This is a genomic window from Streptomyces sp. SKN60, assembly GCF_026236535.1.
Taxonomy (GTDB): Bacteria; Actinomycetota; Actinomycetes; order Streptomycetales; family Streptomycetaceae; genus Streptomyces.
The window spans coordinates 351,191-376,782 of sequence record NZ_JAHTMW010000004.1 but is presented as its reverse complement, the minus strand read 5'-3'; the positions used below and the strand labels follow the sequence as shown (position 1 = coordinate 376,782).

The window sequence follows — 25,592 nt, the reverse complement described above, 5'->3', positions numbered from 1 at the left end:
CTCAGGCGGCGCCTTCCGGTCGGACGGTCCGGCGCTCGACGCGCCGTTCCGCGGTGGGGTCGCCGGGGGTGACCCGGACGACGCGCTGGACGAAGATGCCGGGCAGCTGGATCTCGTCGGGGTCGAGCTCGCCCGGTTCGACGAGATGGTCCACCTCGGCGACGGTCACGCGGCCGGCCATCGCGGCCAGCGGGTTGAAGTTGCGGGCGGACGAGCGGAAGACGAGATTGCCGTGCCGGTCGCCGATGGTCGCGCGGACCAGCGCGAAGTCGGTGGTGATGCCGCGTTCGAGCAGATACGGGCGTCCGCCGAACTCCCGGGTCTCCTTGGCGGGCGAGGCGACGGCGACCGTGCCTCCCCCAGACTCAGTCCGGGAGGTGCCCCCAACCGCGTACCGCCAGGGCAGTCCGCCCTCGCCGACCTGGGTTCCGGTGCCCGCCGGCGTGTAGAAGGCGGGGATGCCGGCGCCGCCGGCCCGCAGCCGCTCGGCGAGGGTGCCCTGGGGGACGAGTTCGACCTCCAGCTCCCCGCTCAGATACTGGCGGGCGAACTCCTTGTTCTCTCCCACGTACGAGCTCGTCATCCGGGCGATCTGACCGGCGGCGAGCAGCAGGCCGAGGCCCCAGTCGTCGACGCCGCAGTTGTTCGAGACGACCTCCAGGCCGTTCACCCCGCGCTGCCACAGGGCGTTGATCAACGTGCCCGGTATCCCGCAGAGGCCGAAGCCGCCCACCGCGAGCGAGGCGCCGTCGGGGATGTCGGCCACCGCCTCCGCCGCGCTCGCGACCGTCTTGTCCAGACCCATGGACGGATCCCTTTCCCTCGGGCAGCCGGACGACCTCGCTGGTCGGAGCCGGTGCCGGTACTGGCGACGAGCACACAACCTAGGCAGCGGTCCGGTGGCGCGACCATGGCTGCCGTCGCCATAGCAACCGGGTCCGGTGTGTGGGTGACCGCTGCCTCCGCGGTACGCGGCCGAGGCAGCGGCCGGCCATGGGTCTCAGGCCGAGCAGCCGGAGTCCGCGAGGACGTAGTAGCCGGGTGCCGTCTGCTTCAGGGTGTGCGTGGTGAAGGTGTTCCACAGCCCCATGGCCTGCTGGGAGCCGTTGGCGTAGGTGTAGCCGCCGCTCTGGTAGGCGCGCCCGGCCGTGGTGTGCGCGTAGTTGCTCGCCGTGTGACACGTCGGCGTGAAGCCGGTGGTGACCGCGGTGACCTGCGCGGAGACCGCGCCCGTCGCCCCCGCGGCGTCGACGGCCGCGACCGTGTAGCCGTACGTGGTCCCGGTGGCCAGACCCGTGTCGGTGTAGGCGGTCGACGTCGTCGTGCCCACCTTCGTACCGCCGCGGTAGACGGTGTACGAGGCGGCCCCGGCGACCGCGTTCCAGCTCAGCGACACCGTGGCGTCCGTGGTCCCGCCGACCGTCAGACCGGTGGGCGCGGGCAGGGCGCCCGGATCCTCCCCGCCGTCCCCGCCGCCGCCCTCGCCGTCGAGGCCCCAGAAGCGGGCGGTGTGGTAGCTGGAGCAGATGGTGTCGAGGTAGTACGTGCCGGTGGTGCCGCACTGCTCGGGGCCGCTGCCCGGGTCGACGGCGAGGCCGTGGGCCATGCCGGAGATCGAGTAGACCGACACGGCCGGCCTGCCGCCGGCGTCGTCGTACTCGGTGAGCGTGGTGCCGCCGGAGAGGCTCTCGGTGCGGGAGGGGGTCTGGCCGATGCCCCAGACATTCGTCCACTGGTCGCGCAGTTCGGTGGCGTTGGCCGGGGCGACGGTGGTGTCCGAGGTGCCCTGCCAGACCGCCACACGGGGCCAGGAGGTGGTGCCGGTGGGCGCGGCGGAGCGCACGAGGTCGCCCCACTGGGCGGGCGTCTTGTCCGGCGGGCTGTACATGCAGGTGTACGCGGCGCTGAGGGCGGTCGCGCAGGAGGCGGGCAGGCCGGAGTCGACGGAGCCGCCGGCGAAGACGTCGGGGTAGGCGGCGAGCATGTTCGCGGTCATCCCGGCGCCGGCCGACAGGCCCGTGATGTAGACGCGCCGTGTGTCGCTGCCGTAGCGCGCGACGGCGGTGTCGACCATCTGCTTGATGGACAGGGCCTCGCCCTGGCCGCGCGTGCTGTCCGCCGCATCGAACCAGTTGAAGCAGGAGTTGGCGTTGTTCGCGCTGGTGGTCTGCGGGAAGACCAGGGCGAAGCGGTACTGGTCGGCGAACTTCGGCCAGCCGGAGTGGGCGTGGTAGTCGCTCGCGCTCTGGGTGCAGCCGTGCAGGGCGACGACGAGCGGTGCGCCCGTGGCCAGGCCGTCCGGCACATAGGTGTGCATGGTCAGATTGCCGGGGTTGGAGCCGAAGCCGGTGACCTGGGTCAGTCCGGCGGCCGTGGCCTGGGGGCCCACGGCCATCAGACCCCCGGTGAGGGCGAGGGCGCCCGCCGCGGCGGTGAGCCAGCGGCGGATGCCGCCGAACACACGGCCCCGTGCGGGGCGGAACGGAGGGTACGGCTGTCCCATGGCTGATGCCTTCCGATGGGGGATGAGGATGGAGAGACACCGGCGGCGAAGGCGGCTCGCGCCGCCGGTGTGGCGTGCATCATGCGGGCCCGTTCACCGGCGGCGACATGGGCGGGACAGCCAGCCTTGGCGGAGGCCGAGTGTGACGGCGCTCCATGGTCCGGCCCGCGCGCGGCCCGGTAGAGAAGGACCGGCACGAGGCAAGGCGTCTTCCGGCCACCTGACAGGGTGGTGTTCGAACCCACCAGCTGTCAGCGGATGGTGGGCCGCACACCCATATCTGACGCACGATCGGCGTCATAGCCTCCCGCGGGTCCCTGTCCATGAGCCTCGGAGGCACACCGATGCACCGCCCCACCTTCCGTTCCGCACCCCGCCCCTGGCGGCGGGGCGCGCCGGCGGCCCTCGCCCTGGCCGCCCTCACCCTCACCCTCGGCACCGTCCCGGCGACGGCGACACCGTCCGCCCCCGGCGGACACTGCGCCGGCCTCGCCCAGCTCCGCGTACCGGGCGCCGACCGCCAACAGACCGCCTGCCTCGACGAATTGACCACGGCCGGCACCGTCGCCTCCGGCCACACCGACCCGGCCGACTGGGCCGGACTCACCCCCAAGGACCTCGCCGTCCCCAGCGGCGTGCCCGGCATCCAGATCGACGGCTACTTCCCCGACACGTCCACCACCAACACCAACCACGGCTGGAACCACGACGCCCAGTTCGTCCTCCGGATGCCCGACCGGTGGAACGGCGGCCTGGTCGTCGCCGGCACCCCCGGCAACCGCGAGCAGTACGCCAACGACCGGGCCATCGCCGACTGGGTGCTCTCCCGCGGCTACGCCTACGCCGCCACCGACAAGGGCAACACCGGCCTCGCCTTCTACCGGGACGGCACCGCCCCCGGCGACGCCATCGCCGAGTGGAACGACCGGGTCACCCAGCTCACCCGCGCCGCCCGCGCCACGATCGCCCAGCGCTACCACCGCCCGCCGGCCCGCACCCTGGTCACCGGCCTGTCCAACGCCGGCTACCTGGTCCGCTGGCAGCTGGAGAACCACCCCGAGCTCTACGACGGGGGAGTGGACTGGGAGGGCACGCTCTGGCGCTCCGACGGCCCCAACCTGCTGGACTTCCTGCCCCCGGCGCTGCGCCACTACCCCGCCTACGCCGCCGGCGGCGAAGGCGCCGAGCAGGCCCGGGACGCCCTGCACGCCGCCGGGTTCCCGGCCGGGTCGGAGTTCCTCTGGCCGTACCACCACAAGGTCTACTGGGACCTGACCCAGCGCATCTACCGCGAGGAACTGGACCCCGGCTTCGACGGCACGACCGAGGCCGGCACGCCGTACTGCGCGAGCGGCACACCGGGCTGCGACACCGACTACGACTACGCCGCCCGGCCCGACGAAGTCCGGCAGGCCGTGGCGAGGATCGGCCTGACCGGGCGGATCGGCAAGCCGCTGCTCACCCTGCACGGCACCCTGGACGTCCTGCTGCCGATCAGCCGCGACTCCGACGTCTACGCCCGCATGGTCCGCGAGGCCGGCCGCGGCTCCCTGTTCCGGTACTACCGGATCGAGGGCGGCACCCACACCGACTCCCTGGTCGACTCCTTCCCCGACCGGCTGCGTCCCCTCACGCCGTGCCACCGCACCGCGTTCACGGCCCTGGAACGCTGGCTCGCGACCGGCCAGCGGCCGCCCGCCTCCGGCACCGTCGCCCAGCCCGTCGGCGCCGACCCGGTCACCCTCGCGAACACCTGCTCCCTCGGGTAGATCACGCCGTTCCATGGTGTCCGCCACCACTGAAACGCAAGTGTTTATGGCTGGCAGGCACATGGGAGCGGCCCGGAGCTCTCCCTACTGTTTCCGGCCATGACGAACACATTTCCCACGCCGGTCCCCCTGCCGCCGCCGGCCGCCGCGATCGACCTGAGCGGGCGGACGGCGCTGGTGACCGGCGGCGGCAGCGGCATCGGCCGGGCCTGTGTCCTCGCCCTGGCCCAGGCCGGCGCCCAGGTCCATGTGGTCGACCGGGACGGCGCGGCGGCCAAGGCCGTCGCCGAGATCGCCGGCGGCACGGCGCACGTGACCGACCTCGCGGACGGGGGAGCCGTCGACCTCCTCCCGTCCGCGGTCGACATCCTGGTCAACAACGCCGGCCTCCAGCACGTCGCGCCGCTCACCGAGTTCCCCACGGAGCGGTTCGAGCTGATCCAGAAGGTGATGGTCACCGCACCGTTCCTGCTGATGCGCCGGACCCTGCCGCACATGTACGCCCAGGGCTGGGGGCGGATCGTCAACGTCTCCAGCGTCCACGGACTGCGGGCCAGCGCCTACAAGTCGGCCTATGTCGCCGCCAAGCACGCCCTGGAGGGGCTGAGTAAGGTCGCCGCGATCGAGGGCGCCCCGCACGGCGTGACCAGCAACTGCGTCAACCCCGGCTATGTCCGCACCCCGCTCGTCGAGGGCCAGGTGCGCGACCAGGCCGCCGCCCACGGCATCAGCGAGACCGACGTGCTCACCGACGTCATGCTCGCCCGCTCGCCCGTCAAGCGGCTCCTGGAGTCCGACGAGGTCGCCGCCGCCGTCCTCTGGCTGTGCAGCCCGCACACCGGCTACCTCACCGGCGCCTCCCTCCCGCTCGACGGCGGCTGGACCGCGGGCTGACCCCGCCCCCGTAACCCGCACCCGCCCCCGTACCCCGCATCACCCCGTACCCCGCATCACTCGTACCCCGCACCACCCCCTCCCGTCCGTTCGTGAAACCGGTGAACCCATGTCTGACACCACCACGCCGAGAAGCGGCATCAGCCGTATCGTCGCCGCCAGCCTGATCGGCACGACCATCGAGTGGTACGACTTCTTCCTCTACGGCTCCGCCGCCGCCCTCGTCTTCAACACGCTGTTCTTCCCCAGCGCCGATCCGCTCGTGGGCACCCTGATCGCCTTCATCACGTACGCCATCGGGTTCGCCGCCCGGCCGCTCGGCGGGATCGTCTTCGGCCACTACGGTGACAAGATCGGCCGCAAGAAGCTGCTCGTGGTCAGCCTCCTGATGATGGGCGGTGCCACATTCGCCATGGGCCTGCTGCCCACGTACGAGACCATCGGCATCGGCGCGCCGATCCTGCTGACCGTGCTGCGCCTGGTCCAGGGCTTCGCGCTCGGCGGCGAGTGGGGCGGCGCCGTCCTCATCGTCTCCGAGCACGGCGGCGACAAGAACCGCGGCTTCTGGGCCTCCTGGCCGCAGGCCGGCGCCCCCGGCGGCAACCTGCTCGCCACCGGCGTCCTCGCCCTCCTCGCCGCGTTCCAGTCGGAAGCCGCCTTCCAGTCCTGGGGCTGGCGCGTCCCGTTCCTGCTGTCCGGTCTCCTCGTGGTCATCGGCCTGTGGATCCGCGTCTCGGTGTCCGAGTCCCCGGTGTTCCTCGCCGCGCAGGCCAAGGCCGAGGCCGCCGCCGCGCAGGGCGTGCAGGAGAAGGCCCCGGTCGTCGAGGTGTTCCGGCGCAGCTGGCGCGAGGTGCTCTCCTCCATCGGCACCCGGTTCGGCGAGAACATCTCGTACTACATCCTGACCTCCTTCCTGCTCGTGTACGTCACCACCCATCTGGAGCTCCCCAAGAGCACCGCGCTGAACGCCGTCCTGATCGGCTCCGCCGTCCACTTCGTCACCATCCCGCTGTGGGGCGCCCTGTCCGACCGCGTCGGGCGGCGGCCCGTCACCCTCATCGGCTCCGTGGGCATGGCCGTCTGGGCGTTCGTCTTCTTCGGCCTCGTCGACTCCGGGTCGTTCGCCGTCATCACCCTCGCCGTCACCGCCGGCCTGCTGCTGCACGGCGCGATGTACGGGCCGCAGGCCGCGTTCATCTCCGAGATGTTCGACACCAAGGTCCGCTACTCCGGCGCCTCGATGGGCTCCCAGCTCGCCTCCATCCTGGCCGGCGCGCTCGCCCCGATCATCGCCGTCGAACTCCTCAAGGACTACGCGTCGTCCACCCCCATCGCCGTCTACCTCTGCGCGGCGGCCGTGGTCACCACCGTCACCGTGGCGGTCACCCGCGAGACCCGCGGCCGTGACCTCGCCCGCTCGCGCGACGACCGGGGCGACGCCGCCCCGGCGCCGGCCGACGCCGAAACCGGCTCCGACGCCGTCGCCGCGGGCGACCGGGCCTGACCGCGCCCCGCAGCGCACCCGCGCCGCCCGGTCCGCCGTGAGTGAGGGCACGGCGGACCGGGCGACGCCGTGCACACACCCCCCACAGCCACCCGCCCGAGACGAGGCCCCATGACCGCGGACCGCAGCGCACAACCCCGGACGCCGAACGGGCCGCGGACCCGGCCGCCGACGGCCGGCGAATCGGCCGCCCGCCGCCTGGTGGACCTCCTCGCCGCCGACGCGCCCGCCGAGGAGCTCGCGCTCCAGCCGGCCCGCTCGCGTGCCGACGGAGCCGAACCGGCCGAGGCGGCCCGGATCGCGGAGACCACCGAGGCCGCCCTCGCCGTGCGGCGGGTGCTCGACCAGTACCGCCGCCGCGAGACGGAACTGGTCGCGCTGTTCGACACCGCCGGCGACCTGGCCGCGCTGCGCGACCTCGACGCCGTGCTGCGCGCCATCGTGCGCCGGGCGCGCACCCTCCTCGGCGCCGACATCGCCTATCTCACCCTCAACGACCCGGTCGCGCAGGACACCTTCATGCGGGTCACCGACGGATCCGTCTCCGCCGCCTTCCAGCAGCTCCGGCTCGGCATGGGGGAGGGCCTCGGCGGTCTGGTCGCGCAGACCGCCCGCCCCTACGCCAGCACCGACTACCGCTCCGACCGGCGCTACCGGCACACCGGGACGATCGACGACGGTGTGGCCGAGGAAGGGCTGCGCGGCATCCTCGGCGTCCCGCTGCGGCTCGGCGAGGAGATCATCGGCGTGCTGTTCGCCGCCGACCGGACCCCGCGCGAGTTCACCCCCGACGCCATCGCCCTGCTCGGCTCGCTCGCCGACCACGCCGCCGTCGCCATCGACGGCGCACGCCTCCTGGAGGAGACCCGCGAGACCCTCACCCGGCTCGAAGCCGCCAACGCCACCGCCCGCGCCCACAGCGAGGCCCTGCACCGGGCCTCCGACGCCCACGACCGGCTGACCCGGCTGGTGCTGCGCGGCGCGGGCATCGACGACATGGCCGCCGAGATCGCGGCCCTCCTCGGCGGCGGAGTCGCCGTCCACGACACCGACGGCAGCGAACTCGCCCGGGCCGGCACCGCACCCGTCACCCCCTGTGCCGCGAGCCTCGCCGCCTCCCGCACCGAGGGCCGCGCCGTCCACGCGGACGGCGTCTGGACCTGCGCCGTGCTCGCCGGCGCCGAACCGCTCGGCGGCATCGTCCTCACCGGACGCGGAGACCTCTCGGAAGCGGACCGCCGCCTCTTCGAACGCGCCGCACTGGTCACCGCGATGCTGCTGCTCATCCGCCGGTCCGTCGCCGAGACCGAGGACCGGGTACGCGGCGAACTCCTCGACGACCTCCTCGCCGGCCCCGCCTCCTCCGCCCACTGGGACGGCGGCAGCCACACCCTGCGCGCCCGGCGCCTCGGCGTCGACCTGGGCAGGCCGCACGCCGTCGCCGTCCTCGACTGCGCGCCCGCACTGCGCCCCCGGCTCGCCGCCGAGACCGCCCGCACCGCCCGCCGGCTCGGCGGCCTGGCCGGCACCCGGCACGGCCGGGTCGTCCTGCTCGCACCGGCCGACCGGCCCGGCGCCCTCGCCCGCGGCCTCGCGACCGACCTCGCCCGCGTCCTCGGCGCGCCCGTCACCGTCGGCGCCGCCGGCCCCGGCACCGCGCCCGAACAGCACGCCGCCCTGCACGCCGAGGCCCTGCGCTGCCTCACCGCCCTCCACGCCCTCGACCGCACCGGAGACGGCGCCGACATCGCCGACCTCGGCTTCCTCGGCGTCCTGCTCGGCGACCGGGCCGACGTCGGCGCGTACGTCGAGCGGGTCCTCGGCCCGGTCATCGCATACGACACCGAGCGCGGCACCGACCTGCTGCGCACCCTCCACGCCTACTACGAGCAGGGCGCCAGCCTCTCCCGCGCCAAGGACACCCTCCATGTGCACGTGAACACGGTCGTCCAGCGCCTCGACCGGGTCGCCCAACTCCTCGGCCCCGACTGGAACAACCCCGCCCGCGCCCTGGAGACCCACCTGGCGCTCCGCCTCCACCAGCTCACCCGCGGCGGCGGTGCCGGGCGCGGTGATCTCGGTTGCCCCGGGGACGCCCATCGGTGATGATCCCGCTCATGTCCGCATCCATAACCGCCCTGGTCATCGGCCTTCTGGGCGTGCTCATCGCCCTCTACCGAGACCGCTCCCGAAGATCCGGCGGACCCACCGCCGGCTTCGCGCCCGCCGCGTACGGCCTGGCGCCGTCCGAACTCCTCGACGCCGGGCGGGCCGGGCCGGCCGCAGCCGGCCCACCGCCTCCAGGAGATGCAGGCCGTCGCCGACGCGGCCTGGGGCGGCGACTGGCGTCCGGCCGCCTCGTACGTCGCGGCCGCCGGCGACGACTGGGACGCCCGCTGGTCCCGTACCGAAGTGCTCCAGGAGATCGCGGGCCAGGGCGACTCCTGGGTGGAGAAGTGGCGGTACGCGGAGCCGGAGAACGCCGACGCGGCCACGCTGTACGCGAGCCTGCTGCTGCACCGGGCCTGGCAGATCCGGGGCTCCGGGTACGCCGACGAGGTCCTGGACTCGGACATGAACCGGTTCAAGGCGATGCTGCCGACCGCGATGGGCGCCGCCGTCGACGCCTCGAAGCTCGACCCCCGCAACCCCGGCCCCTGGGTCGTCATGATCACCGCGGCGCGCGCGATGTCGTACTCCCACCAGCAGTTCCGCACCCTGTGGGAGGAGCTGACCGCCCGCGCCCCGCACCACTACTCCGGTCACTGGCAGGCCCTGCAGTACTGGTGCGGCAAATGGCACGGCTCCAACCGGCTGATGCTGGCCTTCGCCCGGCGGGCCGTCGACCGCGCCCCCGCCGGAAGCCCGCTCGCCGGCGTCTACCTGCACGCCCTCCAGGAGCTCGACAAGCGCGGCGGCACCGGCGGTCTGCGGGCCCGCAGGTCCCGCGCGGTCCTCGCACGGGTCGCCCGGTCCCTCGGGCAGGTGGACCCCGACGACGAGGCCCTGCCGCGGCTGCGGCACCTGCTGGCGCACTACCTGCTGAAGGCGGGCAGCCACGAGGCGGCCCTGGAGCAGTTCCGGCTGATCGGCCGCTGGTGCGGCGCGTCCCCGTGGACCGGGACCGGCGACCCGGTCGCGGCCTTCGACCACGCCCGGGCCGTCGCCGCCACCCGGGCGAAGCCCCGGACCGGCTCCAGGGGCACCACGACGATGCCCCTGTAGCCGGGCCGGCGGCCCCGGCTCAGGCCTGCGCCGCCGGCTTCAGGACGACGAAATCGGCGTTCGCCCGGTCCAGACAGACGGCGAGCCGGCCCACGCCCTCCGCGTCCTCCGGGCCCATCTGCACCGTGCCGCCGTTGCCGGTGGCCGCGGCGACCGCCGCGTCGCAGTCGTCCACGGCGAACACCGGGTGCCAGTACGGGCGTCCGCCGGCCAGCGCGAGATCGTCCTTCGACAGCTCCATCAGGCCGCCCTGCATCCGGTCCTCCGGCAGACCGGCGGGCGTGATGAGGGTGTACGTGCCGTCGGCGCCGCCGCCCGGCAGCGGCATGTCGCTGAACTGCCAGCCGAAGACGCTCCCGTAGAACTCCTTGGCCGCGGCGGCGTCGCTGGTGTACAGCTCGGTCCAGTTCAGCGAACCCGCCTTGTCGACCAGCTCGACGCCGGTGTCCTTGCCCGGCTGCCAGACCGCGAACTGGCCGCCCAGCGGATCGCTGTACTGGGCCATCCGGCCCCACTCGCCGAGGTCCCGGGGCGCCACCCGGACCGTGCCGCCGGCGCGCTCGACGGCCTCGGTCGTCGCATCCGCGTCGGCGACCGTGTAGTAGATCATCCAGGCCGAGCGGGCACCCTCCTCGGTGAGCTTGCCGAGCCCGGCGACGGTCTTGCCGTCCTTCCGGAACATGCCGCCCTCCATCTCCTCGTCGCCCTCGCCGCCTTCCATCGGCTCGTACTCCCAGCCGAGGACGGCGCCGTAGAAGTCCGCGGCGGCGGCGACGTCGGGCGCGCCGAGGTCGAGCCAGCAGGGGGTGCCGGGAGCGAAGTCAGTGGTGATCATGGCCCTTGCCTTTCACGGGGCCCGGCGCTCGCGAGCGGTGGCCGGCGTGCGCCCAGGCCCTCACGGGGTGGAATCCGTACCACCTCACAGCCTGGCATCCGGCACTGACAGGCGCCGCTCGGCCGCCGAAAGGGAGGGGCGCACGGGTGACACCGCGCGGTACGGTCCCGCCATGCCCCGAACCGCCGCCCGCGCCGCCGCGCACACCGCCGCCGACGACCTCCACGACACCGTACGGCTCGCCGTCGCCGCCCTCCGCGAGGCGCCGCCGGACGCCTGGGAGGGCAGGGCGGGCACCCTGGAGTGGGACTGCTGGGAGACGGTCGAGCACCTGGCCGACGACCTCTTCGCGTACGCCGTCCAACTCGGCCCCGCCGCACCGCCGCTGGACGGCGACGTGCCGTTCGTCTGGCAGGCCCGGCGCCCCGGCGGGCCCGCGAACGCCGTCCACGCCGACCACGCCGCCGGCCCCGCCGGACTGCTCCAGGTCCTGGAGGCGTGCGGCGCCCTCCTCGTCGCCATGGTCCGCACCACGCCCCCGGAGACCCGCGCCCACCACGCCTACGGCGTGTCCGACCCCGCGGGCTTCGCCGCGATGGGCCTGGTGGAGACCCTGGTCCACACCCACGACCTCGCCGCCGGCCTCGGCCTGCCCTGGACCCCGCCCGACGCACCCTGCGCCCGCGCCCTCGCCCGCCTCTTCCCCACCGCCCCGACCGGCACACCGCCCTGGCCCACCCTCCTCTGGGCCACCGGCCGCGCGGAGCTCCCGGGCCACCCGAGGGTCACCGCGTGGCGGTGGGACAGCTCGGTCCGGGACGACGGGGCCGCCGGTCCGGCCTGAGCGTTCCGGCCTGACTGTCAGACCCCCCTCGTACCGTCGAAAGCGATGGGTCCGGCAGCGGCCGGACCCCGGGAGCGAGGGAGTGGGCATGGGTGAGATCAGTGTGGACCGGCGGCAGCTCGACCGTCTGCTCGCGGACAGCCGCAGCGGGTACGCCGTGCCGTACCAGGAGGCGTTCGCCGGGCTCGCCGTGTCGTACCGGGGGCGGCCGGTCGAGGTGATCGTGCCGCTCCTGAAGGAGGCGGCGGAGCGGGCGCTGCTCGGCTTCACCGGGGCCGACCTGCTGGACCAGGCGCGGGCCATCAGCAGCGGCGCGCCGTACGAGCTGCGGATCCGGGTGACCGGGAGATAGCCGGGGGGCGCCCCGGCGCGGAAACCGCCGGTCAGCGCGCGGTGCGCAGCCGCTCGTGGTCGATGCCCAGTTCGCGGACGAGCGCGTCGTCCACCCACTCCAGCATCGTGGTGCGGGAGAGCGAGCCGGTATACGAGGTCATCTGCACCGCCAGCCCGTCGAGCAGGGCGGTGAGCCGCCAGGCCGTGTCCTCGGGCCGCTCGCAGTGGAACTCGCCGGCGGCGACGCCCTCCGCGACGACCTCGGCGATCGCGGCCTTCCACTGCCGGTCCAGGTCATGGGTGACCTCGCGCAGCGCGGGCTCCCGCAGCGCCGCCGCCCAGCCCTCGATCCACAGCCGCCAGCCCTTGGCCTGCCCCGTCGGCGCGTACCAGCGGACCGCCGCGCGCAGCCGCCGGGTGGCGCTGCTGCGGGGTTTGCCGAGGAGTTCGCGGAGCCGGGCGAGGTCGCCTCGGGCGGCATGGGCGAAGGACTCGGCGACCAGGAGTTCCTTCGTGGAGAAGTGATAGAGCACCAGGGAGCTGCTGACACCGAGCTCCTTGGCGACGTCCGCGATCCGCACGTTGCCCACGCCACGGGCCTCGATCTGCTCGACGGCGACGCGCAGGATCTCCGCGCGTCTCTCCTCCACGCTCAACCGGACTCTGGCCACGGCCTCACCCTACACAGCCCCCGGAAGCCCCCTGGTGGCCGGCGGAGCGGCTCACGCGTACCAGCCGAAGCGCTCGGAGATCTCCGGCAGCCGGTCGGCGACGAGCCGGTGCGCCGCCGTGCGCGCCGTGGTCCCGTCCCGCTCGGCCCGGGTCAGCACCTGCTCGACCAGGGCCCGCATGGAACGCCGGATGTGCGCGAAGGCCTCGTCCGGGTCCGCGCCGATGTCGCCGAACAGCGTCCACCACCACCAGGCGTTGGTGGCCGAGTTGATCACCACGTCCGGCAGCACCGCGATCCCGCGCGCCGCGAGCAGCTCCTCCGCCTCCGGCAGGACCGGCATGTTGGCCGCCTCGACGACCCAGCGGGCCGTGATCCGCCCCTGGTTGTCCGCGTCGATCGCGTACGAGACGGCCGCCGGCACCAGCACGTCGGCGTCCGCCGACAGCCAGGCGTCGCCGGGCAGTTCGGCGTCACGGGGCCGGAGCGCGGCGCGGTCCACCGTGCCGTACGCGTCCCGGGCGGCGAGCAGCGCCTCGACGTCCAGGCCCTCCGGGTGGGCCATCGTGCCCTTCACGTCGGCCACGGCCACCACCCGAAGCCCGGCCCGGGCCAGGAAGCGCGCGGTCGCCCCGCCCATCGTGCCGAAGCCCTGCACCGCCACCCGCGTCCCCGCGTGCGGCACGCCCGCCCGGTCCAGCGCGGTCAGGACGGACTCGGCGACCCCGCAGCCGCCCGCCAGCTCGTCCAGACCGATCCCGTCGACCTCCACCGCGAAGGCGTCGGCGAGCCGCCGCCGCGCCTCCGCCTCGTCGTCGAGCAGCGGGTACACGGCCTGCACCGACGACACCAGACCGGCCTCCGCGGCCGCCCGGTCGACCAGGTCCTGGGTGAGCCCCAGGTCCTCGCCGGTGGTCCAGAACCGCTCGACGTACGGGCGCACGGCCCGCAGATAGCGGACCAGGACGCCGTACGCCTCGGGGTCGCGCGGGTCGCAGTCGATGCCGCCCTTGGCGCCGCCCAGCGGCACGTACCGCGCGCTCGGGTCGTAGTGCAGCGCCTCCTTCATCGTCATGCCGCGGGCGAGCCCGGCGACCTCGTCGAGCGTGCAGCCCGCGCGCATCCGCAGCCCGCCGCTGGACACGCCGCGCACCAGCCGGTCGATCACCAGATGGCCCTGACGGCCCGTCACATGGTCGGTCCAGGTGACCGAGACCAGCGGCGCGCGGGGAGTGGTGGGAGAAGGGGATGTCATCGGGGATCCTCCTCGGGAACGGTGACGACGGTGGGACCGGGGGTGACCAGCGCCTCGGCGAGCGCGGCGGACAGTTCGCCGGGGGTACGGGCGACGGTGCCCCGCCCGCCGTACGCGCGGGCGAGCGCGGGCAGGTCCACGGCCGGCAGGTCGACGGCCACGGGCCGGTCCCCGCGCGCCGCCATCTCCTCGCGGATCTCGCCGTACCCGCCGTTGTCGAAGACCACGACCGGCAGCGGCAGCCCGGTCTGCGCGGCGGTGGCCAGCTCCTGCACCGAGAACTGCAGACCGCCGTCCCCGCTCAGGGCCACCACCTGCCGCTCCGGGCAGGCCGTCTTCGCGCCGACGGCGGCGGGCAGCGCGTAGCCGAGGGTGCCGAAGCCGGTCGGGTGCAGATAGCGGCCCTCCGGGCCGACGGGCAGATGGGGCAGCGCCCCGTAGTAGCAGCACTGGGCGCTGTCGGAGGTGATCACCGCGTCCTCGGCGAGCACCCGCCGGATCGCCCGCAGATACGGCACCCAGCGGGCGTCGCGCTCCCGGGTCTCGTCGTCGCGGGCGGTCCGCAGGGCCGTCACGTCCGCCGCCACGTCCGCTCCGTCGTCGCGCGGGCCGGCGGACCCCGGAGGCGTGCCGGTCAAGGCGCCGGTCAGGGCCCCGGTCAGCGCGTCGAGCAGCGCGCCGAGCACGGTGGGCGCGTCACCGACCAGCGGGACGTCCGCCGGGAGCCCCGCGTACATCTGCGCCGGGTCGACGTCGACCCGGATCAGCCGGCCGGCGAGGGCCGGCAGCGGCCCCCACGCGTCGGACTCGGCGAGCTCGGTGCCGACGGCGAGCACCGCGTCGCGGTCCGCGAGCCAGCTCCGGACGGCCGGGCTGTGCAGGGACACGCCGAGCGACAGCGGGTGCCGCTCGTCGACGACGCCCTTGCCGTTGGCGGTGGTGACCACCGGCGCGCCGAGCAGCCCGGCGAGCGCCCGGCACTCGGCCGCCGCCGTGCGCGCACCGCCGCCGAGCACAAGGGCCGGCCGCCGGGCCGCGCCCAGGACCCGCGCCGCCGCGCGGACCGCCTCCGGGTCCGGCGCCGGGGGAGCGGCGGGCGGCGCGAGCCGCGGCGCTCCCGCCGGTTCGACGGCCTCCAGGAGGTCGAGCGGCACCTCGATGTGCACCGGCCGCGGCCGGCCCGTACGGAACAGGGTGAACGCCCGGGCCACCGCTACGCCGATCTCGGCCACCGACGCCACCCGGTGGCTGACCGCCGCCACCCCGCGCAGCGCCTCCGTCTGGCTGCGCATCTCGTGCAGCAGACCGGTGGACTGGCGCGGGTGGCGCAGCGGCATGCCCGGCGACACCACGAGCAGCGGCACGCTGTCGGAGTACGCCTGGCCGACCGCCGCCGCGATGTTCAGGAGCGCGGGCCCGGTCGTGGTGATCGCGATTCCGGGCCGTCCGGACACCCGGGCGTACGCGTCGGCCGCGTACCCCGCGCCCTGCTCATGGCGCGGCGTCACATGCCGGATGCCGTACGGCCGCAGATGCCGGTAGATCTCCAGGTTGTGCGTGCCCGGGATGCCGAAGGCGTCCGTCACGCCGTGCGCGGCGAGCGCCCGGACGACCGCCTCGCCACCGGTGAGCGCGGGCGCGGCGCAGGGTGCGGGGCCGGGTGCGGGGCCGGGCTGCCCGGGGAGGCGGGCCTGCTCGATGGTGAGGTCGGGCACGGTTCCTCCGGGCGGCGTGGGGCATGACTACTGACTGACTCATCAGTCAGTATCGGGAGCTGTGGGCGGCGCTGTCAACGCATCGTGCGGCGCGTGCACCGAGCCGCGCGGGGCGGGGCGCGAACGACGGCGCCACCGATCCCGTAGGGTCGGAAAATGGCCAAGTACTTCGATGTGCACCCGCAGTCCCCGCAGCCGCGCACCATCGGCACCGTGGTCGAGAGCCTCCGGGCCGGAGCCCTCATCGCCTACCCCACGGACTCCTGCTTCGCGCTGGGCTGCCAGATCGACAACCACGAGGGCGTCGAGCGGATCAAGACCATCCGCAAGCTCGACGACCGGCACCACTTCACCCTGGTCTGTGAGAATTTCGCCCAGCTCGGGCAGTTCGTCCAGGTCGACAACAACGTCTTCCGCGCGGTGAAGTCGGCGACCCCCGGCAACTACACCTTCATCCTCCCGGCCACCCGCGAGGTCCCGCGCCGCCTGCTGCACCCCAAGAAGAAGACTGTCGGCGTCCGCATCCCCGACCACCCGGTGGCCCGCGCGCTGCTGGCCGAGCTCGGTGAGCCGCTCCTGTCGAGCACCCTGCTGCTGCCCGACGAGGACGAGCCGATGACCCAGGGCTGGGAGATCAAGGACCGGCTCGACCACCTGGTCGACGCCGTCGTGGACTCGGGCGACTGCGGCACGGAGCCGACGACGGTCGTCGACTTCTCCAGCGGCGAGGCCGAGATCGTACGGTACGGGGCGGGCGACCCCTCCCGCTTCGAGTGACCCGGCCGGCGGCGCGCCCCCGCGCCGCCCCGGTGCCCGGCCCCCCGTTCCCGGTCTCCTCGTACACCCGACCTGCTGCGTTGTCAGTGGGTCGGGTTAGTGTGCCTTCGCAGGACACGTGGTAACGACAAACCGACAACGCGACGAGACGACAAGCCGACACCAGGCGCCGCGGCAGGCGCCGGCGAAACGGAAGAACGGAGGCCGACCGTGGGCAGACCCCGTGCCGGCCGGCCGCCGGGCACCCGGATCAACCACGACGGGCTGACCCAGCGCCAGCAGCAGATCCTCGACATCATCCGCACCCACACCCGGCGGCACGGCTTCCCGCCCTCCATGCGGGAGATCGCCGCCGGTGCCGGACTGCTCAGCACCTCCAGCGTCTCGCACCAGATCCGGGCCCTGGAGAAGAAGGGCTTCCTGCGCCAGGACCCGCAGCGGCCGCGCGCCTATGTGATCGCCGAGCGGCCCGGGGACGAGTCGGCCGAGGGTGCCCGCGAGCGGCGTCTCGAGCAGGAGGGTGAGCGGCAGGCCGTGACCGTGCCGCTGGTCGGCCGGATCGCCGCCGGTGTCCCCATCACCGCCGAGGAGATGGTCGAGGACACCCTGGTGCTGCCCGCCCAGGTGGTCGGCGCGGGCCGGCTGTTCGCCGTGACCGTCGTCGGCGACTCCATGCGCGACGCCCACATCGAGGACGGCGACGTGGTGGTCGTGCGCGCGCAGGACACCGCCGACGACGGCGACATCGTGGCCGCCATGCTGGACGGCGAGGCCACCGTGAAGCGCCTCTCCCACGACGGCCCGCACGTCTGGCTGAAGCCCGCCAACGCGAACTACCAGCCGATCCCCGGCGACGAGGCGGTCGTCCTCGGCAAGGTGGTGTCCGTCCTGCGCCGCCTCTGAGCCCCCCGTCCCCGCCGCCGAACCCGCCCGGGGCGGCCCCCCGCGCCGTCCCGAACGCGTTCCGCCGGGCGGGTGCGGCCCGGCGCGGGAGTCAGCTCAGCGCGGCGGCGTCCGGCACGACGACGCCGTACAGGTCGTCGATGGTGGCGAGCGCGCCCAGGTGCAGCTGCTCGGCGGAGACCGTGCCGCCCGTGGTGGCCAGGGCGCGGGTGGCGCAGGCGTCGGCGACGACCGTCGGACGGTTGCCGCGCAGGAAGGCCCCGGCGGTCGTGAAGGCCACGCACATGTGGGTCATGAAGCCGGCGACGACGAGGTCCTTGTGGCCGGCCTCGTCGATGCGCTCGGCCAGGTCGGTGCCGACGAAGGCGTCGGGGACGGTCTTCACCACGACCGGCTCGCCGTCGACCGGCGCCACGCGCGGGTGGATCTGCCCGATCTCGGCACGGATGTCGTACGGGGTGCCCTCGCCCCCGTCGTTGATGACGTGGACGACCTTCGCCCCGGCGGCGCGGGCCGCGGCGAGCAGCCCGGCGGCGGCGTCGAGCGCGGCCTCCCAGCCCGCCAGCTCCATCGCGCCGCGGGTGTAGGTGTTCTGGTAGTCGATCAGGACCAGGGTCGATCCGGCGAGCGGGGCCGGGGTCTGGTCGAAGCCGCTGAGCTCGCGCAGGCTGGCCGACGGCGTGGTGGTGGACATCGCGTGCCCCTTCTCAGGGTCGAGGGTGTGAGGCAGTCGGAACACGGCCGCGCACGCGGCCCGGTGACTGTGCCTCCACGCTACGAACCCCACCCGGATGGCGGCAATGTCATGTGAGTTGCAGATCCGGACATCGCCGCCGGCCGGGCGGGGCCATCGCTCAGGTGTGGTGCGGTGCGGTGCGGTACGGCCAAGGGCCGTGAGCTGCGCCTCTCGTGCGCCGCCCGGCGGGCTCAGCGCCCGCCGGCGCTCTCCCCGACCGCGTCGAGCCGCTCCTCCTGCGGGCCGCCGGCCGTCTCGGAGGGCGCCGCCGGTCCGGCCGGGCGGCGGCGCAGAGCGGTGAGGCGGGTGGCGACCGGCTCGGTGTAGCGGGCCGTCAGCGGGCCGAGCACCACCAGGATGAGCACATAGGCGGTGGCGAGCGGGCCGAGCGAGGGCTCGATGCCCGCGGTGACCGCGAGTCCCGCGATGACGATGGAGAACTCGCCGCGCGCCACCAGGGTGCCGCCCGCGCGCCAGCGCCCGCGCGCGGAGATCCCGGCGCGCCGCGCCGCCCAGTAGCCCGTGGCGATCTTCGTACCGGCCGTGACGACGGCGAGCGCGAGCGCCGGGAGCAGCACCGGCGGAATGGTCGCGGGGTCCGTGTGGAGCCCGAAGAAGACGAAGAACACGGCGGCGAAGAGGTCGCGCAGCGGGCTGAGCAGGTTGTGCGCGCCCTCGGCGACCTCGCCGGACAGGGCGATGCCGACCAGGAACGCGCCGACGGCGGCGGAGACCTGGAGCTGCTGCGCCACACCGGCCACCAGCAGGGTCAGACCGAGGACGACGAGCAGCAGCTTCTCCGGGTCGTCGCTGGAGACGAAGCGGGAGATGAGCCGCCCGTAGCGGAGGGCGAGGAAGAGCACGAGACCCGCCACGCCGAGCGCGACGGCCAGGGTCAGACTGCCCGCCGCCAGGCCCGCGCCGGCCAGCAGGGCGGTGACGATCGGCAGGTAGACGGCCATGGCCAGGTCTTCCAGGACCAGGATGCTCAGCACCACCGGGGTCTCCCGGTTGCCGAGCCGGCCGAGGTCGCCGAGCACCTTGGCGATGACGCCGGAGGACGAGATCCAGGTGACGCCGGCGAGCACGACGGCGGCGACCGGGCCCCAGCCGAGCAGCAGCGCCATGGCGGCGCCGGGCAGGGCGTTCAGGGCGGCGTCGACGAGTCCCGCGGGGTACTGGGTCTTGAGGTTGGTGACCAGGTCCGTCGCGGTGTATTCGAGGCCCAGCATCAACAGCAGCAGGATGACGCCGATCTCGGCGCCGATGGCGACGAACTCCTCGCTGGCGCCGAGCGGAAGGAGCCCGCCCTCGCCGAAGGCGAGACCGGCGAGCAGATAGAGGGGTATCGGGGAGAACTTCAGGCGTCCGGCGAGCCGGCCGAGGAGGCCGAGGCCGAGGATGATCGCTCCGAACTCGATGAGGAAGACGGCGGACGAGTGCATGGATCACTCCCTTTCGAGTATCAGGGCGGCGGCGTCGGCCCCTTCACGGGTGCCGATCACGATGAGGGTGTCGCCCCCGGCGAGGCGGAAGTCGGGGCCGGGGGAGGGGATGGCGTCGGCGCGGCGCAGCACGGCCACGACGGAGACGCCGGTCTGGGTCCGCATCCGGGTCTCGCCGAGCCGGCGGCCGTTCCAGTGGGACGCGGCGGACAGTTCGATCCGCTCGGCGACCAGACCGAGGTCGGTGGTGGAGAGCAGGCTGGGGCTGTGGTGCGCGGGCATCAGCGCGTCGATGAGGGCCTCCGACTCCCCGGCGGTCAGCCGGACCGACAAGGAGCATTCATCGGGGTCGTCGCGCTGGTACGCGCTCAGCACCCGGGACCCGTCGCGGCCGGCGACCACCGAGAGCCGGCGGTCCTCACGGGTCGTCAGGTCGTAGCGGACGCCGATTCCGGGCAGCGGGGTGCGGCTCATGCGGGTGGAGGGCACGGGGAACTCCTGGCGGGGGAGGCGTGAAGCGGGCATGCGGAAGAGGACGTCCCGGGAGGCGGGCGTCTTGGCAATTACTTTACCCAGGCAGCCAAAAGGCCCTAGGGGGTCGGGAGCGGGACGAACCGGTACGCTTCCGCGCGTACGAGCGGCAAGCGGAGGGAACGATTCGGCTCATGGGGCGTCAGAAGCAGCGACACATATCGGGATTGACGGCCTTGGCGGCAGCGCTGCTCGTCACCGTCACGGGCTGCGCCGGCCAGACCGACTCCGGCCAGGCCGACTCCGGCCCGAACGGAAAGGGACCGACCGCCCAGCCGACCGCCGAGCCCACCCGCGGCGCGCCCGGCGGCCCGCCCGCCGGCGCCGGCACCCTGCCCGGGCTGCCCGGCGCCGCCGAGGCCCGCGCCCGGCTCGCCGCGCTCAAGGTCGCTCCGCAGGGCTCGATGACCGGCTACAGCCGCGACAAGTTCCCGCACTGGGCCGAGCAGGGCGAGAACTGCAACACCCGCGAGACCGTGCTCGAACGCGACGGCACCGGCGTCCGCCGCGACTCCCAGTGCCGCGCCGTCTCCGGCAGCTGGCTCAGCGTCTACGACGGAAAGACCGTCACCAAGGCCTCCGGCCTCGACATCGACCACATGGTGCCGCTCGCCAACGCCTGGCGCTCCGGCGCGAACACCTGGACCCAGGAGAAGCGGAAGGCCTTCGCCAACGACCTCACCCACCCCCAGCTCCTCGCCGTCTCCGCCGTGACCAACCGCTCCAAGGGCGACCAGGGCCCCGAGGAGTGGCAGCCGCCGTCCCGCGCGTACTGGTGCGTCTACGCCCGCGCGTGGACCTCGGTGAAGGCGACCTACGGCCTGACGGTCACCCGCGCGGAGAAGACCGAACTCGGCACCATGCTGGACACCTGCGGCTCCTGACCGTCACCCACACCCCCGCCCCCACCCCCACCATTCGCGGCGGGTGGGGGCCGCCGGATTATGGGGGCGGAGCTCCCATGTGCGGGGGCGGCGGATGGCGTTGACTGGCGCATGCCGAACGGCCGGCCGGTACGGACACCATCCACTGCGTGCGCCCCAGGCGCACCGCAACCCGAGGAGACGATCCGCATGAGCAGCGTCCTCAAGCTCCAGAACCTCGAGGCCACGGCCGCCACCAACAGCGCCGCCGTCGTGAGCCTGACCAGCTCCAGCAGCAGCTGCTGCTCCACGAAGCCCGAGGCCGTCTGACGAAGCGGCCGGTGATCCGCGCGGGGGTGCACGGGGCACCCCCGCGCGGATCCCGCGCCGTTCCTTCGCGGTACCCCCGGTACCGACCGGTATTCCCGGTACTCCCGGCCGTCGGCGGGCGGCGGCCTCCGGACGAACGCAGTGGCTGAGCTGAGGCTGAGATGCGCAACGAACGATGGGTCAACCGGTTCCTCTTCGCCTGGAACGACACGCTGTTCTTCGATCCGCTCGACGTCGACTACATCCCGCGCGAGGACCACTTCCTCGCCGGCCTCGACCGGCGGACCCGGGACCGCTTCGTCCGCAGCGGCATCTGGTGGAGCCACCGCCACGACCCCGAACTGCCCGCCCAGGGCTGGAAGATCCACGTCTCGGCCAACCACCGCAACGTGCGGGAGGTCGCCGCGACCGTGATCGGGTATCTCACCGCCCACGGCCACGACTTCAAGATCGCGCTCGACCTCAACATCTTCGAGATGCTCAACTCCAAGGGCATGTCACGGGGCAGCGGCGGCAAACTCGTCACCGTCTACCCGCGCGACGAGGAGCGGTTCCGCAGCTGCCTCGCCGACCTCGCCCGCCTCCTCGAAGGCGCCGAGGGCCCGTACGTCCTGTCCGACCTGCGCTACCGGGACAGCAAGGCGCTCTACTTCCGCTACGGGCAGTTCCTCGACACCCACACCGTCGACGTGCTCGGCCGCCACGTCCCGCACATCACCGGACCCGACGGCGCTCCCGTACCCGACGACCGGCGGCCCGGCGCGGCCCACCCCGCGTGGGTGCCCTGGCCGTTCGACGACTGGAAGCCCGAGGACTACGAGGACGACGAGTCCGGGGACGGGCTGCTCGGCGGGCGCTTCCGGGTGACCGGGGCCATCCAGTTCTCCAACAGCGGCGGCGTCTACACCGCCGAGGACACCGCCGACGGCGACCGCAAGGTGGTCCTCAAGGAGGCCCGCCCGTACACCAACCCCAACCCGCGCCGGGACCACGACGCCCTCGACATCCTCGCCCGGGAGTGGACCTTCCTCAACCGCCTCGACGGCACCGGCTTCTTCCCCGCGCCGCTGGCGAAGTTCACCCACTGGGAACACCACTTCATCGCCGAGTCGTTCGTCGAGGGCTCCGACATCCGCTCGGTGCTCCTGGAACGCAATCCGCTGGCCCGCCCCGGCTTCGACGTCGAGCAGTCCAAGGAGTTCCTGCGGATCTTCCTCACCGTCTTCCGCAGCCTCGCCCGCGCCGTGCGGGCCGCCCACGAGCGCCATGTCGTGCTCGGCGACCTCACCGCCGCCAACCTCCTCATCGACCCCGACACCCACGAGGTGACGGTCGTCGACCTGGAGGCCTGCCGGCTCTCCGACGACGCGCCCGACGCCGACGCGGACGCCCCGGACCAGGGCACGGACGCCGCGAAACACGGACTCGCCCAGCCCGTCGAGCTCTTCACGCCCGGCTTCAGCCTGTCCCGGCACATCTACCGGACCTTCGGCTTCGAGGGCGACCTCTTCGCCCTCGCCACCACCATGGCCTACTTCGTCTTCCCGATCGCCGCCATGTCGTACCTCCGCGCGAACGTCCTCGACAGCTACCGGCTGTACCTCGACGACCTCGGCTGGCCCCCGGCCCTGCACACCCTCATCACCGACCTGGCCGCCGCCCGGATCGGCATCCCCGAGCTCCTCGACGCCCTCGCCGACCCCGAGAGCCTGATCGGGCAGGTCCGCGAACCCGCGCCCCGTACCGTCGACCCGGCGCCGCTCGCCGACGCCACCGACGGCGTCGCCGCCTTCATCACCGCCGCCGCCGACCCCGGCCGCGCCACGCTCTTCCCCACCGACCCCTTCGCCCATGTCACCAACCCGCTCAGCCTCGGCTTCGGCGCGAGCGGCGTCCTCTGGGCGCTGCACGCCTCCGGACACGCGATACGGCCCGAGTGGCGGGAGTGGCTGCGCGAGCGAGTGGCCGAAATCGATCCCCGGGCCTACCCCGACGGACTGATGAGCGGCCTCGCCGGCCTCGCCTGGGCCACCGACGCCCTCGGGCTGCACACCGAGGCCCGCGCCCTCCTCGACCAGGCCAACCGGCGCACCCGCGCCGCCGGCCACGAGGCCGCCGACCACACCTTCTACTACGGCCTCGCCGGGCTCGGCATGACCAACCTCCGCTTCCACCTGTACGGCTCCGAGCCCGTCCCCGCCGCTCTCGACGCCGCCCGCGCCTGCGCCGAGGCCCTGCACGCCACCGCCCACCACGACGGCGCGCACGCCTACTGGCTGAACGCCGCCTCGCCCGAGAAGCCGCTCACCGGACTCGGCTTCGGCCAGGCCGGACCCGCCCTCTTCCTGCTGCGCATGCACCAGATCACCGGCGAGGAGCGGCACCGACGGCTCGGCCGGGCCGCCCTCGACTGGGAGATGGCACACGCCCGGCCCCTCGACGAACACGGCGGCCCGCTGATGTTCGCGCACGAGGGCACCATGGAGCCGTATCTGGAGGTGGGCTCCGCCGGCGTGCTGCGCGTCCTCCTCCGTTACGGAGACCTGGACGCCGCCCGGACCGTGCTGCGCGGCCTCGACGTCGGCCACTCCGTCCTGCCCGGCTACTCCTTCGGCATGAGCGGCATCGCCGACGCCCTCCTGGACGCCGCCGAGTTCACCGGCGACGCCCGCCACCGGGAGACCGCGCTGCGCCAACTCGACCACGTGCGCCAGGTGTTCCTCTTCGAACCCGAAGAGCGCTTCGGGATCCCCCGCGACCCCGCCGGACCCGCCCCGCTCGGCGTCCCCGGTGAAGGACTGCTCCGCTGCGCCACCGACTACCTCACCGGCTCGGCCGGCGTCCTGCGCGTCCTGCACCGCCTCCGGCACGGCGGCCCCGCCGACTTCCTCCTCGACGAGGTGGCCCGGTGAACCAGCTCTGGCACACCCTGCGCGGACACCGCGGCCCCTTCACCGCCCTCCTCGCCGCCGAGGCGCTGACCGGCGGCGCCGAGGCCCTGCTGCACCCGCTGCTCCTCAAGGCCCTCTTCGACCAGGCCATCCTCGCCGCCGACTTCCGCCGCTTCCTGTTCCTCGGCGGCTGCTATCTGCTCCTCGGCCTCACCCTCAACCTCGCCGGCTACGGCACCACGCTGTGGCGCAAGCGCTTCGAGAACGCCTACGTGCTCGCCCTGGAGACCGAACTCCTCGCCCGCACCCTCAAGCTGGAGGGCCGCAGGCTCGCCGGGCCCGGCAGCGCCTCGTACGTCAGCCGCATCCACAACGACGTGCGCGAGGGCGTCCTGCCGGCCGTCGACGTCGCGCTCCGCATCGCCCGCCAGGCCGTCGCCTCCACCGTCTTCCTCGGCGTCCTGCTCTACCTCTCCTGGCAGGCCAGCCTCATCCTCCTGGTGATCGTGCCCCCGCTGGTCCTCGCCAGCAACCGGCTCGCCAAGCGCATCGCCGAGAACACCGACGCCGAACGCGAGGCCGAGGCGACCTACGTCCACGTCCTCACCCGCACCCTCGCCGCCTTCCACGCCCTGCGCGGACTGCCCGCCCTGCTGCCGGGCACCCGCGCCGCCAACCGCGAGGCGCTCGGCGGCTTCCTCGGCATCACGTACACCAACCACCGTCTGACACAGCGTCAACGCACGCTCAGCGACCTGGTGATGAACCTCTCGGACACCGCGTCCATGGTCATCGGCGCGTTCTTCGTGCTCTCCGGCCGGATGACCTTCGGCAGCTTCCTCGCCTTCGTCAACTCCCTCTGGCGGGCCGTCACCGGCATCTTCGACCTCGTCAACATGATCCCGCAGACCCGCCGCAGCACCGCCGTCCTGCTTCGCATCGAGGCCCTCCGCGAGGCCCCCGCCGGCCCGCTGCCCGAGGAGAGCCCGCTGATCCGGGTGCACGACGCCCGCATCCGGTACGGGGAAGGGGACGAGCGCCCGGCCGAACTGGCCCTGCCCGAACTCGTCCAGCGGCCCGGCGAGCACGTGCTGCTCCGCGGCGCCAACGGCTGCGGCAAGACCACCCTGCTGCAGGTCGTCGCCGGCACCCTCGCCGCCGACACCGGCCACGTCACCCGGCCGGCCCGGGTCGCCGCCCTCACCGCCCCCGTCGACCTGCCCCCGCTGCCCGTACGCGCCCTCGTCACCGACCCCGCCCTGCGCACCGCCCTCGACCTCGACGAACTCGCCGACCGGCTCCCCGCCGACCTCTCCTCGGGCCAGCGCCAGCGCGCCGGCATCGGCGCCCTGCTCTCCGAGGACGCCGACGCCTACCTCGCCGACGAACCCTTCGCCAACCTCGACGACCGCAGCCGCGCCCGTGCCCTCCAGCTCCTCCACGACCGCACCGCGGGCCGCGCCCTCCTGGTCGTCCACCACGGGGACGAGGCCCTGGACGACACCTTCGACCGGGTCGTACGGGCCGGGGCACCGGCGAGGGCGGGCACGCCCACCCCCTAGGGGGTGA

At 73.9% G+C, this 25,592-nt stretch carries 22 protein-coding genes; 13 read left to right on the top strand and 9 right to left on the bottom strand.

Annotated features, from left to right (window positions below):
- Position 1 precedes the first annotated feature (1 nt).
- Complete coding sequence (locus KV205_RS09545; protein WP_265863660.1) at positions 2-805, bottom strand: CoA transferase subunit A; 804 nt, start codon at positions 803-805, stop codon at positions 2-4.
- 195 nt (positions 806-1,000) lie between these two features.
- A complete protein-coding gene (locus KV205_RS09540; protein WP_374214651.1) occupies positions 1,001-2,503 on the bottom strand; it encodes a PHB depolymerase family esterase in 1,503 nt (500 codons plus the stop codon).
- 344 nt (positions 2,504-2,847) lie between these two features.
- Here KV205_RS09540 and KV205_RS09535 point away from each other — a divergent pair, with 344 nt between their 5' ends.
- The 5 genes from KV205_RS09535 to KV205_RS09515 all read left to right on the top strand — a co-directional run bounded on the left by KV205_RS09535 (position 2,848) and on the right by KV205_RS09515 (position 9,895).
- Positions 2,848-4,272 carry a 3-hydroxybutyrate oligomer hydrolase family protein gene (locus tag KV205_RS09535; protein ID WP_265863659.1) on the top strand — a complete coding sequence of 475 codons (1,425 nt, stop codon included), beginning with the start codon at positions 2,848-2,850 and terminating at the stop codon, positions 4,270-4,272.
- 99 nt (positions 4,273-4,371) lie between these two features.
- Positions 4,372-5,166: a 3-hydroxybutyrate dehydrogenase gene (locus KV205_RS09530; protein ID WP_265863658.1), complete on the top strand. Its 795-nt coding sequence runs from the start codon at positions 4,372-4,374 to the stop codon at positions 5,164-5,166.
- A 109-nt stretch (positions 5,167-5,275) separates the two neighbouring features.
- A complete protein-coding gene (locus KV205_RS09525) occupies positions 5,276-6,670 on the top strand; it encodes an MFS transporter (protein WP_265863657.1) in 1,395 nt (464 codons plus the stop codon).
- A 111-nt stretch (positions 6,671-6,781) separates the two neighbouring features.
- Positions 6,782-8,776, top strand: coding sequence for a GAF domain-containing protein (locus KV205_RS09520; protein ID WP_265863656.1), 1,995 nt, complete (start codon positions 6,782-6,784; stop codon positions 8,774-8,776).
- Positions 8,777-8,977: 201 nt separating this feature from the next.
- The gene (locus KV205_RS09515) at positions 8,978-9,895 is read left to right on the top strand and encodes a DUF4034 domain-containing protein (protein WP_265863655.1); all 918 of its coding nucleotides are present in this window, start codon (positions 8,978-8,980) and stop codon (positions 9,893-9,895) included.
- Positions 9,896-9,914: 19 nt separating this feature from the next.
- On the opposite strand, the gene KV205_RS09510 is transcribed toward KV205_RS09515, so the two are convergent.
- Positions 9,915-10,730 (bottom strand): VOC family protein, encoded by an 816-nt coding sequence (locus KV205_RS09510; RefSeq protein ID WP_265863654.1) that lies wholly within the window; start codon positions 10,728-10,730, stop codon positions 9,915-9,917.
- A 172-nt stretch (positions 10,731-10,902) separates the two neighbouring features.
- On the opposite strand from KV205_RS09510, the gene KV205_RS09505 reads away from it, so the two are divergent.
- Complete coding sequence (locus tag KV205_RS09505; RefSeq protein ID WP_265863653.1) at positions 10,903-11,574, top strand: hypothetical protein; 672 nt, start codon at positions 10,903-10,905, stop codon at positions 11,572-11,574.
- Positions 11,575-11,662: 88 nt separating this feature from the next.
- Complete coding sequence (locus KV205_RS09500) at positions 11,663-11,926, top strand: hypothetical protein (protein WP_265863652.1); 264 nt, start codon at positions 11,663-11,665, stop codon at positions 11,924-11,926.
- Positions 11,927-11,957: 31 nt separating this feature from the next.
- Here the strand turns inward: KV205_RS09500 and KV205_RS09495 are convergent, their stop codons facing one another.
- Genes KV205_RS09495 through KV205_RS36410 form a run of 3 tightly spaced genes read right to left on the bottom strand, consistent with a single transcriptional unit; the run spans position 11,958 to position 15,547 of the window.
- The gene (locus KV205_RS09495) at positions 11,958-12,578 is read right to left on the bottom strand and encodes a TetR/AcrR family transcriptional regulator (RefSeq protein ID WP_265863651.1); all 621 of its coding nucleotides are present in this window, start codon (positions 12,576-12,578) and stop codon (positions 11,958-11,960) included.
- A 51-nt stretch (positions 12,579-12,629) separates the two neighbouring features.
- Complete coding sequence (locus KV205_RS09490; protein WP_265863650.1) at positions 12,630-13,832, bottom strand: glutamate dehydrogenase; 1,203 nt, start codon at positions 13,830-13,832, stop codon at positions 12,630-12,632.
- A complete protein-coding gene (locus KV205_RS36410; protein WP_265863649.1) occupies positions 13,829-15,547 on the bottom strand; it encodes a thiamine pyrophosphate-binding protein in 1,719 nt (572 codons plus the stop codon). The genes KV205_RS09490 and KV205_RS36410 overlap by 4 nt, the downstream gene beginning before the upstream one ends.
- 156 nt (positions 15,548-15,703) lie before the next feature.
- Between KV205_RS36410 and KV205_RS09480 the strand changes: the two genes are divergently transcribed.
- Positions 15,704-16,324, top strand: a complete 621-nt coding sequence (locus KV205_RS09480; RefSeq protein ID WP_265863648.1) for an L-threonylcarbamoyladenylate synthase — start codon at positions 15,704-15,706, stop codon at positions 16,322-16,324.
- 210 nt (positions 16,325-16,534) lie between these two features.
- The gene (gene lexA / locus KV205_RS09475) at positions 16,535-17,227 is read left to right on the top strand and encodes a transcriptional repressor LexA (protein WP_265863647.1); all 693 of its coding nucleotides are present in this window, start codon (positions 16,535-16,537) and stop codon (positions 17,225-17,227) included.
- A 91-nt stretch (positions 17,228-17,318) separates the two neighbouring features.
- Here the strand turns inward: lexA and KV205_RS09470 are convergent, their stop codons facing one another.
- From KV205_RS09470 to KV205_RS09460, 3 genes are all read right to left on the bottom strand, one after another.
- Entirely contained in the window at positions 17,319-17,921 is a 603-nt protein-coding gene (locus KV205_RS09470; RefSeq protein WP_265863646.1) for an isochorismatase family protein, read from the bottom strand.
- 233 nt (positions 17,922-18,154) lie between these two features.
- Complete coding sequence (locus KV205_RS09465) at positions 18,155-19,408, bottom strand: cation:proton antiporter (protein WP_265863645.1); 1,254 nt, start codon at positions 19,406-19,408, stop codon at positions 18,155-18,157.
- Positions 19,409-19,411: 3 nt separating this feature from the next.
- Positions 19,412-19,882 (bottom strand): cation:proton antiporter regulatory subunit, encoded by a 471-nt coding sequence (locus tag KV205_RS09460; RefSeq protein WP_265863708.1) that lies wholly within the window; start codon positions 19,880-19,882, stop codon positions 19,412-19,414.
- A gap of 191 nt (positions 19,883-20,073) precedes the next feature.
- On the opposite strand from KV205_RS09460, the gene KV205_RS09455 reads away from it, so the two are divergent.
- The 4 genes from KV205_RS09455 (at position 20,074) to KV205_RS09440 (ending at position 25,585) form a co-directional block, all read left to right on the top strand.
- Complete coding sequence (locus KV205_RS09455) at positions 20,074-20,823, top strand: HNH endonuclease family protein (protein WP_374214650.1); 750 nt, start codon at positions 20,074-20,076, stop codon at positions 20,821-20,823.
- 189 nt (positions 20,824-21,012) lie between these two features.
- Positions 21,013-21,132, top strand: a complete 120-nt coding sequence (locus tag KV205_RS09450) for a class III lanthipeptide (protein WP_265863643.1) — start codon at positions 21,013-21,015, stop codon at positions 21,130-21,132.
- A 161-nt stretch (positions 21,133-21,293) separates the two neighbouring features.
- Positions 21,294-24,044: a class III lanthionine synthetase LanKC gene (gene lanKC / locus KV205_RS09445; protein WP_265863642.1), complete on the top strand. Its 2,751-nt coding sequence runs from the start codon at positions 21,294-21,296 to the stop codon at positions 24,042-24,044.
- Entirely contained in the window at positions 24,041-25,585 is a 1,545-nt protein-coding gene (locus KV205_RS09440; protein WP_265863641.1) for an ABC transporter ATP-binding protein, read from the top strand. The genes lanKC and KV205_RS09440 overlap by 4 nt, the downstream gene beginning before the upstream one ends.
- Positions 25,586-25,592: the final 7 nt, after the last annotated feature.

Bases quoted from the DNA above. Each gene is read 5' to 3' on its own strand.
- KV205_RS09490 (WP_265863650.1), bottom strand. From the start codon at position 13,832: ATGACATCCCCTTCTCCCACCACTCCCCGCGCGCCGCTGGTCTCGGTC.
- KV205_RS09545 (WP_265863660.1), bottom strand. From the start codon at position 805: ATGGGTCTGGACAAGACGGTCGCGAGCGCGGCGGAGGCGGTGGCCGAC.
- KV205_RS09465 (WP_265863645.1), bottom strand. From the start codon at position 19,408: ATGCACTCGTCCGCCGTCTTCCTCATCGAGTTCGGAGCGATCATCCTC.
- KV205_RS09540 (WP_374214651.1), bottom strand. From the start codon at position 2,503: ATGGGACAGCCGTACCCTCCGTTCCGCCCCGCACGGGGCCGTGTGTTC.
- lanKC (WP_265863642.1), top strand. From the start codon at position 21,294: ATGCGCAACGAACGATGGGTCAACCGGTTCCTCTTCGCCTGGAACGAC.
- KV205_RS09530 (WP_265863658.1), top strand. From the start codon at position 4,372: ATGACGAACACATTTCCCACGCCGGTCCCCCTGCCGCCGCCGGCCGCC.
- KV205_RS09525 (WP_265863657.1), top strand. From the start codon at position 5,276: ATGTCTGACACCACCACGCCGAGAAGCGGCATCAGCCGTATCGTCGCC.
- KV205_RS09450 (WP_265863643.1), top strand. From the start codon at position 21,013: ATGAGCAGCGTCCTCAAGCTCCAGAACCTCGAGGCCACGGCCGCCACC.
- KV205_RS09470 (WP_265863646.1), bottom strand. From the start codon at position 17,921: ATGTCCACCACCACGCCGTCGGCCAGCCTGCGCGAGCTCAGCGGCTTC.
- KV205_RS09510 (WP_265863654.1), bottom strand. From the start codon at position 10,730: ATGATCACCACTGACTTCGCTCCCGGCACCCCCTGCTGGCTCGACCTC.
- KV205_RS09500 (WP_265863652.1), top strand. From the start codon at position 11,663: ATGGGTGAGATCAGTGTGGACCGGCGGCAGCTCGACCGTCTGCTCGCG.
- KV205_RS09455 (WP_374214650.1), top strand. From the start codon at position 20,074: ATGGGGCGTCAGAAGCAGCGACACATATCGGGATTGACGGCCTTGGCG.
- KV205_RS09520 (WP_265863656.1), top strand. From the start codon at position 6,782: ATGACCGCGGACCGCAGCGCACAACCCCGGACGCCGAACGGGCCGCGG.
- KV205_RS09460 (WP_265863708.1), bottom strand. From the start codon at position 19,882: ATGAGCCGCACCCCGCTGCCCGGAATCGGCGTCCGCTACGACCTGACG.
- KV205_RS09535 (WP_265863659.1), top strand. From the start codon at position 2,848: ATGCACCGCCCCACCTTCCGTTCCGCACCCCGCCCCTGGCGGCGGGGC.
- KV205_RS09515 (WP_265863655.1), top strand. From the start codon at position 8,978: ATGCAGGCCGTCGCCGACGCGGCCTGGGGCGGCGACTGGCGTCCGGCC.
- KV205_RS09480 (WP_265863648.1), top strand. From the start codon at position 15,704: ATGGCCAAGTACTTCGATGTGCACCCGCAGTCCCCGCAGCCGCGCACC.
- KV205_RS09505 (WP_265863653.1), top strand. From the start codon at position 10,903: ATGCCCCGAACCGCCGCCCGCGCCGCCGCGCACACCGCCGCCGACGAC.